General features: G+C 63.3%; 9 protein-coding genes. 4 read left to right on the top strand and 5 right to left on the bottom strand.

Features of this window, described 5'->3' with window-relative positions:
- Positions 1-64: 64 nt before the first annotated feature.
- Positions 65-1,060, bottom strand: coding sequence for a transporter (locus FFM81_RS16465; RefSeq protein ID WP_003584639.1), 996 nt, complete (start codon positions 1,058-1,060; stop codon positions 65-67).
- Positions 1,061-1,277: 217 nt separating this feature from the next.
- Here FFM81_RS16465 and FFM81_RS16460 point away from each other — a divergent pair, with 217 nt between their 5' ends.
- Positions 1,278-3,056, top strand: coding sequence for an acyl-CoA dehydrogenase family protein (locus tag FFM81_RS16460; RefSeq protein WP_138385096.1), 1,779 nt, complete (start codon positions 1,278-1,280; stop codon positions 3,054-3,056).
- A gap of 9 nt (positions 3,057-3,065) precedes the next feature.
- Positions 3,066-3,818, top strand: a complete 753-nt coding sequence (locus tag FFM81_RS16455; RefSeq protein ID WP_138385097.1) for a crotonase/enoyl-CoA hydratase family protein — start codon at positions 3,066-3,068, stop codon at positions 3,816-3,818.
- 113 nt (positions 3,819-3,931) lie between these two features.
- On the opposite strand, the gene FFM81_RS16450 is transcribed toward FFM81_RS16455, so the two are convergent.
- The 3 genes from FFM81_RS16450 to FFM81_RS16440 form a co-directional block, all read right to left on the bottom strand.
- A complete protein-coding gene (locus FFM81_RS16450; RefSeq protein ID WP_128399955.1) occupies positions 3,932-4,936 on the bottom strand; it encodes an MBL fold metallo-hydrolase in 1,005 nt (334 codons plus the stop codon).
- A 79-nt stretch (positions 4,937-5,015) separates the two neighbouring features.
- On the bottom strand, positions 5,016-6,266 hold the full coding sequence (locus FFM81_RS16445) for a class I SAM-dependent RNA methyltransferase (RefSeq protein ID WP_138385098.1): 1,251 nt from the start codon (positions 6,264-6,266) through the stop codon (positions 5,016-5,018).
- The gene (locus FFM81_RS16440) at positions 6,263-7,009 is read right to left on the bottom strand and encodes a TlyA family RNA methyltransferase (RefSeq protein WP_138385099.1); all 747 of its coding nucleotides are present in this window, start codon (positions 7,007-7,009) and stop codon (positions 6,263-6,265) included. Before FFM81_RS16440 ends, FFM81_RS16445 begins: the two co-directional genes overlap by 4 nt.
- Positions 7,010-7,140: 131 nt before the next feature.
- On the opposite strand from FFM81_RS16440, the gene FFM81_RS16435 reads away from it, so the two are divergent.
- On the top strand, positions 7,141-8,133 hold the full coding sequence (locus tag FFM81_RS16435) for a DUF4424 domain-containing protein (RefSeq protein WP_138385100.1): 993 nt from the start codon (positions 7,141-7,143) through the stop codon (positions 8,131-8,133).
- A 234-nt stretch (positions 8,134-8,367) separates the two neighbouring features.
- Positions 8,368-10,308, top strand: coding sequence for a methyl-accepting chemotaxis protein (locus FFM81_RS16430; RefSeq protein ID WP_138385101.1), 1,941 nt, complete (start codon positions 8,368-8,370; stop codon positions 10,306-10,308).
- Positions 10,309-10,708: 400 nt separating this feature from the next.
- Here FFM81_RS16430 and dxs read toward each other — a convergent pair whose 3' ends face one another.
- On the bottom strand, positions 10,709-12,625 hold the full coding sequence (gene dxs, locus FFM81_RS16425; RefSeq protein WP_003569913.1) for a 1-deoxy-D-xylulose-5-phosphate synthase: 1,917 nt from the start codon (positions 12,623-12,625) through the stop codon (positions 10,709-10,711).
- Positions 12,626-12,889 lie beyond the last annotated feature (264 nt).

Here is a 12,889-nt window from a genome sequence, read left to right as displayed (position 1 = left end):
CCGCGACGTTCGATGGAATAGAAGCGAACCCGAGCGCCGGGCAGGCACCTCGAACCTCACACCCTCAAAGAATATCCACGCGCCGCAGCAGCCACCAGGCAAAGGCGATCGAGGCGACGATCAGGGCGACGGCGTATTCCGTGCCGTAGTCGCCGACGGCGAAGGGCAGGTTGGCAGTGTTCATGCCGAAGAAACCGGTCACCAGGGTCGGCGGCAGCAGGAAGGCCGTCATGATCGACAGCAAATAGAGGTGGCGGTTGGTCTCGGAGGATTGTTTCGAATCGATTTCTTCGTGCAGCAGCCGCGCCCTATCCTGCAGCGCATAGATGTCGTGGTCGACCGTTTCCAGCCGGCTCGTCAGTCGCCGCGCCACATCGTCGAAGCCGAAGGGCATCTCGTCGTCGTCGGCTGCCGCAGCCCGGCGCATCAGCGCCAGCACCGTGCGCAGATGCCGATGCAATCTCACCACGGTTCGCCGCACCGGCGCCAGCCGCCGGCGTTCGTCGCGCGGCGCATTGTCGTAGACGAAATCCTCGATCAGGTTCAACTCGTCGGTGAGTTCGATGACGATCGCGATCAGGGTGCGCTGAAACTCGATCACCAGCAGCTCGAAGAGATCGACAGGCCGTGAAAATTTGCCCGGATTCTTCTCGATCAGCGCCCGCGCCCGCTCGACGCTGCGCAGCGGCTGCAGCCTCGTGGTGATGATGAAGCGGTCGGACATGGCGAAATGCAGCCAGCCGAGATTGTTGGTATCCTGGGCGAAATCGCGCTGGCAGTCGACAAGCGTGCCGTAGAGCATCTGCTCGTCGACGGTGATGGTCGCATGCGTGTCACGCGTCGTCAGCGCCGATTTCGCGTCTTCCGTCAGCCCGTCGAGCGTCTCGAGCAAGGCCGGTACGCGGGCGTCGACAAGGTTGAGGTGCAGCCAGTAGAAACAGTTGTCGGCGGTCAGTTCCGCCACCGTCGCACTGTTGTTCAGCCGCACCGCGGTCTTTTCATCCGGCGAGAAGCGATAGGCCCAGACAAAACCGGGTATGTTGACGGGCAATGTATCCATTGGTCGCCGGTCCTTTGCGAAGGCGATGTCATTCCTTAGGGAGTCTTCATGACGTCCATTTGTGCGAGGGTGCAAGTGCCAAGCGTCGTATCGGGCGAATTATCGCATGGCAGGGCGGGAAATCGAAATTGACGTTTACGTAAAAATCAATTAGCCCTTGCCTCGGAGAGGCTTTGCCCAAGGGTAAAAATGCAGGCCGGTCCCACGGAGGAAAACCATGTATCAGGCGCCCGTCGAGGAAATCGCATTTACGTTGAAGCATGTAGCCGGTATGCGCGAAGCGATATCAGAGGGGCTTCTCGGCGATCTCAACGAAGATCTCGTCGATGCCATCCTCGCCGAGGCGGGACGTTTTACCACAGAGGAAGTGGCACCCCTCGCGGACATCGGCGACCGCCAGGGCGCCCGCCTGGAGGGTGGCGAGGTCAGACTGCCGGATGGCTGGCGCGATCTCTATCGCAACTGGATCGCCGGCGGCTGGAACGGCCTGACGGCGCCCGAAGCTTTCGGCGGCCAGGCCCTGCCGCATATGCTGAACGTCGCAGCGCTGGAAATGTGGAATTCCGGTTCCATGGCCTTCGCCCTCGCCCCGACGCTGACGATGGGCGCGATCGAAGCCGTCAGCACCCATGGCAGCGCCGCACTGAAGGAGACATATCTGGAGAAGATGGTGTCCGGCGAATGGACCGGCACCATGAACCTGACCGAGCCGCATGCCGGCTCCGATCTCGGGGTGCTCAAGGCCCGCGCCGAGCGCCGCGCCGACGGCAGCTACCGCCTCTTCGGCCAGAAGATTTTCATCACCTGGGGCGAGCATGACGCGGCCGACAACATCATCCATCTGGTGCTGGCCCGCCTGCCGGATGCGCCGGCCGGCACCCGCGGCATTTCGCTCTTCCTGGTGCCGAAATTCCTGGTGAACGACGACGGCTCGCTTGGGGCCCGCAACGATCTGTTTTGTCATTCGCTGGAGCACAAGCTCGGCATCCACGGCTCGCCGACCTGCACGATGATCTATGGCGACGGCCGGTTCGGTGATGAAAAGGGGGCTGTGGGATGGCTGGTCGGCGAGGAGAACAAGGGCCTCGCTTGCATGTTCACGATGATGAACAATGCCCGCCTGGCCGTCGGCATGCAGGGCGTGGCGATTTGCGAGGCCGCCACCCAGAAGGCTGTTGCCTATTCCAAGGAGCGCACCCAGGGCAAGGCGCCCGGCTGGAGCGGCGCCGGCATGAGCCCGATCGTCGAACATCCCGATGTCGCCCGCATGCTTCTCACCATGAAGGCGCTGACCCAAGGCGCGCGCGCCATCTCCTATTCCTGCGCCCACGCGATCGACATGTCCCACCGGGCCGGCGATAGCAACCGCCACTGGCAGGAGCGCGCCGCCCTGCTGACGCCGATCGCCAAATCCTTTTCGACCGATGCCGGCGTCGACGTCGCCTCGCTCGGCATTCAGGTGCATGGCGGCATGGGCTTCATCGAGGAGACAGGTGCTGCGCGGTATTTGCGCGACGCCCGCATCGCGCCGATCTACGAGGGCACCAACGGTATCCAGGCGATCGACCTCGTCACTCGCAAGCTGACGCTCTCCGGCGGCGATCAGGTGAGAGGCTTCATCGCTGAATTGAAGGAGATCGCCGATAGCGTCCGCCGCTCCAATCTCGATGGTTTCGGCGAGACCGCCGTCAGGCTCGACGCAGCGATTTCAGATCTCGAAGCGGCGACCACCTGGCTGCTGCAGACGCTGGCCGACAACAGAGCCGCCGATGCACTTTCCGGCGCGACACCCTATCAGCGCCTGTTCGGGCTGGTGCTCACCGGCTGCTATCTCGCCAAGGGCGCTCTTGCCGAAAGCGGCGATGGCAGGGGCGAGGGGCGTATCGCGCTCTGCCGCTTCGCCGCCGAAAACCTGCTCGCCGAGACCGCAGCCCTTCGCGATCAGGTCGTCAACGGCGCGGCAAGCCTTGCCGCCGCCCGCATCCTGCTTGCCTGAGGACATCCAATGACCGATCACATCATCATCGAGCAGCCTGCCGCCCATCCCGGCGTCCAGTCCATCCGTTTCAACCGGCCGGAGAAGAAGAACGCCATCACCCGCGCCATGTATGGCGCTATGACCGATGCGCTGAAGTCGGCCAATGCCGATCCCGACATCCGCGCCACCGCCTTGCTCGGCACCGAGGGCTGCTTTTCGGCCGGCAACGACATGAACGATTTTCTCGCCGCCGCGATGGGCGGCGGCGTCATTCAGGAGATCCTCGATTTTCTCTATGCGCTGGTGAAGGCCGAAAAACCGGTCGTCTCCGGCGTTGACGGCCTGGCGATCGGCATCGGCACGACAATCCATCTCCATTGCGATCTGACCATCGCCTCCAGCCGCAGCCAGTTCCGCACCCCCTTCGTCGATCTGGCGCTGGTGCCGGAGGCGGGCTCCAGCCTGGTCGCGCCGCGGCTGATGGGCCACCAGCGCGCCTTTGCCCTGCTGGCGGCCGGCGAAGCCTTCTCGGCGGCGGAAGCGAAGGAAGCCGGCCTCATCTGGAAGATTGTCGAACCCGGCGAGGTCGATGCGCTAACGCTGGCGACCGCCGCCCGGCTGGCCGCCAAACCGCCGGAGGCGCTGCGCATCGCCCGCGATCTCATCCGCGGCGACAGCGGCGAGGTCATCGCCCGCATCGACGAAGAGGCCCGCCATTTCTCCGCCCGTCTGAAAAGCGCCGAAGCCCGGGCGGCTTTTGAGGCATTCATGCGGCGTTAGAGCGGTTCAGTTTTCGTGGAAGCGCGGAACCGCTCTAAGTCTTTGTTTTTACACAATTCCGGATGGAAAACTGCTTCGCACTTTTCCTGGAATTGCTCCGCGTCGGACGCGCCTTAGACTGCCGGCACGTCGAAGACCTCGCCGGCCCTGAGCGGCCGGAACCGTTCCGGGGGAATATCATGCTCGCGCATCGCGTCTTGCAATGCTCGTGCCGGTGCGTCGACCGCCTCATCTGTCAGTTGGAACGTCGCGAAGTGGTGCCCTGCCACATAGGCTGCATTTGCCAGCGTCATCCCGATCACCGCCTCCCGCGGATTCTGGTGCTGGCCTTTCATGAACCATCGCGGCTCATATGCGCCGAAGGGCAAAATCGCCAGGCGAAAGCCGCCATGTTTCTGCTGTGCCGCTTTGTAGTGGATGCCGTGGTGAAAGCCCGTATCTCCGACGTGATAAATCTTTCCGGCCGGCGTCGACAAGACGAACGACGCCCAGAGGGCCATCCGGCGATCGGCGGTGCCGCGGGCGGACCAATGATGCGCGGGCTCCGCATCAATGCTGATTCCGGCATGCGAGATGCGTTCGCCCCAATCCATCGTTATCGTCTGTAGATCGGGCACGGCGCGGCGGATGATCGTGTCATTGCCGAGTGGCGTCACGACACGCGGCCGATGTTTCGCCTGCAACCGCTTGAGGGTTGCGATATCGAGATGATCATAGTGATTGTGCGAGATCAGCACGAGATCGATCGGCGGCAGATCATCGAATGCGATGCCCGGTTGGACGACGCGCTTGGGGCCGGCAAAGGCGAAGGGGCTGACGCGCTCCGACCATACCGGGTCGGTCAGGATATTGAGCCCGGCGACCTGGACGAGCATTGTTGCATGGCCAACCATGGTCACCCGCAGATCTGCATCGTCAACACGTGCATCGGGTTTGGCCGCCGAATATGGACTTGGGACCGATTTCGGCCAACGCTGACGGCCGCCGCCGAACTGCCACCGCAGCAAATCGCGGAAACCAAGGGGCTCGATACCTTCGGGATTGAAGAAATGCGTGCCGTCGAAGTGATCGGACACCGGGCCGTCATAATAAGGATTGCGTCTTCTGGTCTTGCGCATTCGCAATCGGGTTCCTCCGCCTGGTGATTTTAGGCCGGTCCCTTGGCACTGACGGCGGGTTAGGCGGCGGACGGCCAGCCTATTTCTCCAGCGTCGCCACCACTTCGACATGCGAGGTCCAGAGGAACTGGTCGATCGGCGTTACCCCAGTGATCCGATAGCCGCCCTCGACGAGGATTGCGAGGTCGCGCGCCAGCGTCAGCGGATTGCAGCTGACGGCGGCGATCTTCTTCACCGCAGAGCGGGCAAGCTCCTTGCACTGGAACTCGGCGCCGGCCCGCGGCGGGTCGAAGACAACGACGTCAAAAGGTTTGAATTCCTGCGTCATCAGCGGACGGCGGAAGAGATCGCGCTTTTCGATGCTGACGGGCTTCAGCCCTTGCGTATTGCGGGCGGCGTGGTCGAGGGCTGCGAGCGCCTTTGCCTCGGCTTCGACCGCGTGCACCCGGCCGATCCGCGCCAGCCTGAGCGAAAACGTGCCGGCGCCGGCAAAGAGATCGGCGATCCGTTTGGCCTTGCCGGCATGGGCAAGGACCAGCTCGGCCATTGCCTCTTCCGCCGGCTTGGTCGCCTGGGTGAAGCCGCCTGGCGGCGGCGAAACCTGAACGCCGCCGAAATCGACCAGCGGTTTTGACGGTTCGATGAGGATTTCGCCGTTCAGCGAAACGCGGGCGATGCCACGTAGGCTGAGCACGGTCTCGACTGCCTTGCGCCGCTGCGGGTCGGAGAGTTTCTTCACCTCATCGACCGCTATGTCGAGGCCGGACAGCGTTTCGAGCACCGCGACGCGGAAGGGTTCGGCATTGGTCGCGAGTGCTAAGGCAATCGCCCGGATCGCCGGCAGCCGGGCGACGATGCCCGGAAGCGAGATCGGACATTCCTCGATGGCAACGATATGATGGCTTTCGGCCTGGTTGAAACCGATCAGCATGTCCTTCTCGGTCTTGCGCGCCGCAAACACCACGCGCCGCCGTTCACCCGGACGGGCTGGAACGATCTCGCCGACATCAGGCGTCAGCCCCTTCGATCTGAGCGCATCGATGACCAGCTGGCGCTTGAAGGCGCGGTAGGGCAGATCTGCCATATGCTGCAGCGTGCAGCCCCCACAGGTGCCGTTGACGCCGTCCGGGCCGAAATGCAGGCAGGGCGGCTCCTGCCGGTCGGGCGAGGGCGTGGTGATCGACATGATCGTGCCCTGACTTTTGACGCGGGCGATCGCCACGGTTTCGCCGGGGAGAGAAAACGGCACGTAGACAGGCCCGGCGGCGCTGCCGGCAATGCCGTCGCCCTGGGCGCCGAGCTTATCGATGGTGACGGTTTCGGTGCTCACGGTTTCAATCCTGCCAGAAGAAATTCCTGATTGCCGTCGCCGCCTGATATCGGCGATGGGATGAGGCCGAGGCTGTTCCAGCCCATGTCCTCGGTGAACCAGCGCGCGAGCTCCGCAGCGACGGCGGGAGCGGAGGAGGGGTCTTTCAACAGCCCGCCCTTGCCGATCGCCTCGCGCCCCGCCTCGAACTGCGGCTTGACCAAGAGCACGGCGACCGCACCCGGCTCGACGATGTCAAGAGCCGGCGCCAGCGCCAGCTTCAGCGAGATGAAGGAAACGTCGGAAACGATGAAGGTGGCGGGATGGCCGATATCCTCGGCCGTCAGGTTGCGGGCGTTGAGGCCTTCCCGGTTTGTCACCCGAGGATCGCCTGATATGCGCGGATGCATCTGCCCGTGGCCGACATCGATTGCGGTGACATGCTCAGCGCCGCGCAGCAGTAGCACCTCGGTGAAGCCGCCGGTGGAAGCGCCGATATCAAGACAGTGATGGCCGGCGGGATCGAGCCGGAAATGCTCGAGCGCTGCTGCAAGCTTCAATGCTGCTCGCGAGACATAGTCCTGCGCCGGGTCGTCAATCTCGATGGCTGCGTCGTCGCCGATGAGCGCCCCGGCTTTGGTGACCACCTGGCCGGCGATCCGCACGGTGCCGCGCTGCACGGCGTCGCGGGCCCGCGAGCGGCTGGCGAAAAGGCCGCGGGAGACGAGAAGTTGGTCGAGGCGTTGGCTGTTTTGTTCGGACATCGGCTGTGAATGACCGGCAAAGCCGCCGGTTGCAAGCGTTTTGTTCCAGAGAGCATCATTGACCCTCGAAAGCTTTCGGCGATAATCCTGCCGCGGCGATGACGGGGCGGCCGCAGACACGGGGGTGTTTTATGCTGAAGCTCTTCACTCTTCTTGTCGCGGCAGGGATGGCATCGCCGGCGCTGGCGAACGACACCATGGCCGAGGTCAAGACCGGCGGGCTGATCTTTGCCCAATCCGACGATGTCAGCATGGTCGAAGAGGACCTGTTCATCTCCGCTTCGCAAGTGCGGGTCGATTATGTCTTCGAAAACACCTCCGACAAGGATGTCGACAGCCTGGTCGCCTTCCCGATGCCCGACATATCGGGCCAGGTGGACAACAACTCGGCTATCTCGGATTATGACAGCGACAATTTCCTGCATTTTTCCACCGTGCAGGATGGCAGGCCGATCACCGCCAAACTGCAGCAGCGGGTCGTGTCGCTCGGCATCGACGTGACCGACGAGTTCACCAAATACGGCATTCCGGTCCTGCCCTACAGCCAGAAGACGACAGAAGCGCTCGCCAAGCTTCCCGACCCCGCCCGGAAAGACTGGATCGCCCGCGGCCTGATCTATGCCATGACAGATGCCGATCTTGTGCCGCTCTGGACGCTACGCTCGACCTATTGGTGGCGCACCACCTTTCCGGCGAAGAAGAAGGTGAGCGTCGAACACCGCTACCGGCCGGCCGTGGGCGGCACCGTCGCCATCAGCTTTCTCGAAAACGGCCAACCGAAGGGTGAGCGCTTCGAGGAATATTCCCGCAAATACTGCCTGGATGCGGATTTCGTCAGGGTCGCGCAACAGCGTGCGGGGGAGGCCGAGACGGGCGGCTCCAACTATACTGAAAGCTGGATCTCCTATGTGCTGTCGACCGGCGCCAACTGGGCGGGGCCGATCAAGCGCTTCCAACTGACGATCGATAAGGGCAAGCCGGGTAGCCTCATCAGCTTCTGCGGCAGCAACGTTCAGAAGATCGGCCCGACGACCTTCCGCATGACGGCCGAGGATTTCGATCCCGCAAAGGATTTCGACATCCTGATCCTCAATCCGCCGGAAGCGGAACCGAAGCAGCCTTAATTTAAGCAGCTTTAATCATGGCTTCGGTCGCTGCTGCTGCGCACAATTTAAACAAATCTAAAGCTCGCCCGCATAGCTTCGCCCCGATTGCAGCGGTTCGTCCGGACCGCTCGGCGCCATGACGGCGCAAGCGTTTCAACGCCGATCATGTTCTCAGTTTCAAACATCCCTGCGGTTGCGCCTCACGCGCGACCCACCTTCGCCGCGTCGACTGTCGTCAGGAGAAATTCACCGATGTCCGCCAAAAACATATCCTTGAACGGGAAGCTTGCGGCCACGTTCGCAGCCCTCATTCTTATTTTCGTTGCCGTTTCCGCCTTCGTCTACTCCAAGGCGACGGCATCCGCAGCCGCTTCTGCCGAGCAGGAAAAGTCCGAACTGCTCGTCAACCAGATCGACGATGCGCTGCAGGCGATGCTCGAGCAGGCCGTCAATCTGCGCGGCTTCATCCTCTTCCGCAGCGACAGCACCTATGGCGATGTCTTTACCAACCGCGAGCGCATGCTGAAGGCAATCGCCGCCGCCAAGCAGACAGCGGCCGGCGAACCGCAGCTGGTCGAGATGATCGACGGCATGCAGAAGGCTGCCGACCTCTATTTCCATGAACTGGCCGAGCCGCAGACCAAGGCGCGCAAGGAAACCGCCATGCCGATCGAGGAGGTCGTCAAGATCGGCGTCAACGCCACCAAGGGCCAGCTCGACGGCTTCCGCCAGGCCTCGGCCAAGATCAAGGCCAGCGCCCGCGAAAAGTCCGAAGCGCTTGCTGAAATCCGCGCCGATGCCAACAGCGATCTGAAGACGACGCTGCTTGCCGGCGGTATCGTGGCCTCGCTTGCCGCCGCCGTGCTTGCCTGGCTGATGTCGCGCACCATCGTCCGCCCGATCGTCGGCATGACCGGGGCCATGGATCGCCTCGCCGGCGGCGAGAACGATATCGAGGTTCCGGCGACCGACCGCGGTGACGAAGTCGGCCGCATGGCCCAATCGGTGCTGGTCTTCAAGCAGGCGGCGATCGAGAAGCTGCGTCTTGCCGGCGAAACCGACCGCATGCGCGACGACGCCGAGCGCCAGCGCCGGGCCGGCGACGAGCAGAAGGCCCGCGAAGAAGGCGAGATCCGCTTTGCCATCGACGCTCTGGCCGGCGGCCTTGCCGAACTTGCCAATGGCGATATGGCCGGCCGTCTCCAGACGCCGTTCGCGCCGCAATATGACAGCCTGCGCAATGACTTCAACCACGCGGTCGAAAAGCTGCAGGCAGCCCTGCAATCGGTCGGCCGCAACGCCTCGGCGATCAATGCCGGCGCCGGCGAAATCCGCTCCGCCGCCGACGATCTGGCGCACCGCACCGAACAGCAGGCCGCCGCCGTCGAACAGACCGCCGCAGCGCTCGAGCAGGTGACGACGACCGTTCGCGACAGCGCCAAGCGCGCCGAGGATGCCGGCAATCTCGTCGAGCGTACCCGCCTCGGCGCCGAAAAATCCGGCGAAGTCGTCCGCAGGGCGGTCTCCGCCATGCAGCAGATCGAAAAGTCCTCGGGCGAAATCTCCAACATCATCGGCGTCATTGACGACATCGCCTTCCAGACCAACCTCTTGGCCTTGAACGCCGGCGTCGAAGCTGCCCGCGCAGGTGATGCCGGCAAGGGCTTTGCCGTCGTTGCCCAGGAAGTCCGCGAGCTCGCTCAGCGCTCGGCCAAGGCGGCCAAGGAGATCAAGGCGCTGATCACCACGTCGGGCGAACAGGTCGTTGCCGGCGTCTCCCTCGTCGGCGAGACCGGCAAGGCGCTCGAAGCCATCGTTACCGAGGTGCAGGAGATCAACCACCACGTCAGCGCCATCGTCACCGCCACCCGCGAACAGTCGATCGGCCTGCAGGAGATCAACACCGCCGTCAACAACATGGACCAGGGCACCCAGCAGAATGCCGCCATGGTCGAGGAGCAGACTGCTGCCAGCCATGCGCTCGCCCAGGAAGCAAACGCGCTCGACGAATTGCTGCACCAGTTCAAGCTCGGCCAGACAAGGCCGGATGCCGCAGCACCGCGCGCAGCCGTCGCCAACGCCCGTCCGGTCGCTTCTCCCGCCCGCGCGCTCGCCAGCAAGGTCACCAAGGCCTTCGGCGGAAGACAGGCGAGTGCTGCGGTTGCGGTTCAAGAGGATTGGACGGAGTTCTGAGGGGGACCCTTTTAGGAAGTGACGTCAAATGCAGAGGGCGGCGCAGAGATGCGCCGCCTTTTTTGATGAGGTCCACCCTGCTGATACGAAAAATCTAATGTTATCCGCTGCTTAAAGGCGTGTACGGCTGCGGCATCTCCTCACTCTCCGTCAGCCCAGGCCTTGAGCCGAGGATCCATGCCACCACCATCGGTGAATGCGCTGTGGATGCTCGGCTCAAGGCCGAGCATGACGGAGGGTGGGGTGGCTGTTGGAGCAAGTACAGCGATGGGCGGCAGAATTGGCGGCAAAAATAGAGAATTTTGAGCACCCGCCGGTTGCGGGTCAATCTCCTTCAGCACTCGTCCCCGTCGGCGCCGGCAGGCGGATGAGGGGCCACACGGCACGCCCTCAATAATCTTTACCCCGCAACCCCAACAGCAACCCCACGCCCCAGCGCCTTGAATACTGTCGAGACGATCCCGGCGCGATCTAGCCCGGCATGGGCGTTCATCGCTTCCGGCTTGGCCTGCTCCATCCAGATATCCGGCATGACGAGCGAGCGGATCTTCAGGCCGTTGTCGAGCAGGCCCTCGCTCGAAAGATACTGCAAGACCTGGCTGCCGAAGCCGCCGACCGAGCCTTCCTCGACGGTGATCAGCATCTCGTGGTGGCGGGCAAGCTGGCGGATCAGGTCGTGGTCGAGCGGCTTGGCGAAGCGCGCATCGGCGACCGTCGTCGAAAGCCCGGCGGCATCGAGATCTTCGGCGGCCAGCAGACAATCGGCAAGCCGTGTGCCGAAGGAGAGCAGCGCCACCTTGGTGCCTTCCTTGACGATGCGTCCCTTGCCGATCTGCAGGATTTCGCCGCGCGCCGGCATGTCGACGCCGACACCTTCGCCGCGGGGATAGCGGAACGAGATCGGCCCGCCGTCATAGGCGACAGCCGTGCGCACCATGTGCTTGAGTTCGGCCTCGTCGGCCGCCGCCATCACCACGAAGCCGGGCAGGGTGGTGAGGAAGGCGGTGTCGAAGGAGCCGGCATGGGTCGGGCCGTCGGCGCCGACGAAGCCGGCGCGGTCGATCGGAAAACGCACCGGCAGTCCCTGGATCGCCACGTCGTGCACGACCTGATCGTAGGCGCGCTGCAGGAAGGTGGAGTAGAGCGCGGCGAACGGCTTGTAGCCTTCCGCGGCCAAGCCGGCGGCGAAGGTCACGGCATGCTGTTCGGCAATGCCGACATCGAAACAGCGCGACGGAAAGGCTTCGGCGAGTTTGTCGAGGCCGGTACCATTCGGCATGGCGGCGGTGATGCCGACGATCTTGTCGTCGAGGGTCGCTTCCTGCACCAGCGCTTCGGCAAAGACGCTGGTATAGCTCGGCGCATTCGGCTTCACCCGAGCTTGGGCGCCGGTAATGACGTCGAACTTGTTGACGCCGTGATATTTGTCGGCTGCGGCTTCGGCCGGCGGATAGCCCTTGCCCTTCTGGGTAACGACGTGGATCAGCACCGGTCCGCGGCCATTGTCGCGCACGTTGCGCAGCACTGGCAGCAAATGGTCGAAGGAATGCCCGTCGATCGGCCCGATATGATAAAAGCCCATCTCCTCGAACATCGTGCCGCCGGTGACGTAACCGCGGGCATGTTCGACGGCGCGGGTGATCGCCCGGTCGATATTCTTGCCGAGATAGGCCGTCAGCTTCTTGCCGAAATCGCGGAAGCCCATATAGGTGCGCCCGGAAGCAAGGCGGGCGAGATAGGCGCTCATCGCACCCGTCGGCGGCGCGATCGACATGTCGTTGTCGTTGAGGATGACGATGAGCCGTGCGTCGAGCGCCCCGGCATTGTTCAGCGCCTCATAGGCCATGCCGGCCGACATCGCGCCGTCGCCGATGACGGCGATGACACGGCGGTCTGATTTGTCGAGATCGGCGGCGATCGCCATGCCGAGGCCGGCCGAGATCGAGGTCGAGGAATGCGCCGCCCCGAATGGATCATATTCACTCTCGGCCCGGCGGGTGAAGCCGGAAAGCCCGTCTTCCTGGCGCAGCGTCCGAATGCGGTCGCGCCGGCCGGTGAGGATCTTGTGCGGATAACATTGATGGCCGACGTCGAAGATCAGCCGATCATCAGGCGTGTCGAAGACGCTGTGGATGGCGATCGTCAACTCGACCACGCCGAGACCGGCGCCGAGATGACCGCCGGTGCGCGACACCGCATCGATCATTTCGTCCCGGACCTCGCGGGCAAGCTGCGGCAGGTCGCGATCCTCGAGCTTGCGCAGGTCGGCGGGGTAAGTGACCTGGTCGAGCAGGGGGGTCTTCGGCAGTTGTGTCACGGGCGGGCGCTCTTTCTTGCTTTTCCTTGTTTCGCTTTATTCGATTAGATCGGGGCAAAACAAGTGCATTTCAGGAACCGAAGGTTTTCACCTTAGAGCATGGCGGAAAAAAGTGTGAGCGCTTTCGGACGATATCACTTTCTATTTCTGTAAGTTGCACTCGCCTGATTTGCCCGGGATCTCATACGGGCGAAGAGCCGGTGAGAAACTTGAATATGACACGGAATGGTAGCAATGTTGCCGCGCCGGATGGGGGATCAGGTC

Origin of the sequence: Rhizobium hidalgonense, from assembly GCF_005862185.2 — a bacterium.
In the GTDB taxonomy this organism is placed as follows: Bacteria; Pseudomonadota; Alphaproteobacteria; order Rhizobiales; family Rhizobiaceae; genus Rhizobium; species Rhizobium hidalgonense.
Note: the sequence above shows the minus strand (reverse complement) of the source record. Positions and strands in the feature narration are given on the sequence as shown.

Coding starts and splice junctions, on each gene's coding strand:
- FFM81_RS16465 (WP_003584639.1), bottom strand. CDS start 1,060: ATGGATACATTGCCCGTCAACATACCCGGTTTTGTCTGGGCCTATCGC.
- FFM81_RS16460 (WP_138385096.1), top strand. CDS start 1,278: ATGTATCAGGCGCCCGTCGAGGAAATCGCATTTACGTTGAAGCATGTA.
- FFM81_RS16455 (WP_138385097.1), top strand. CDS start 3,066: ATGACCGATCACATCATCATCGAGCAGCCTGCCGCCCATCCCGGCGTC.
- FFM81_RS16450 (WP_128399955.1), bottom strand. CDS start 4,936: ATGCGCAAGACCAGAAGACGCAATCCTTATTATGACGGCCCGGTGTCC.
- FFM81_RS16440 (WP_138385099.1), bottom strand. CDS start 7,009: ATGTCCGAACAAAACAGCCAACGCCTCGACCAACTTCTCGTCTCCCGC.
- FFM81_RS16435 (WP_138385100.1), top strand. CDS start 7,141: ATGCTGAAGCTCTTCACTCTTCTTGTCGCGGCAGGGATGGCATCGCCG.
- FFM81_RS16430 (WP_138385101.1), top strand. CDS start 8,368: ATGTCCGCCAAAAACATATCCTTGAACGGGAAGCTTGCGGCCACGTTC.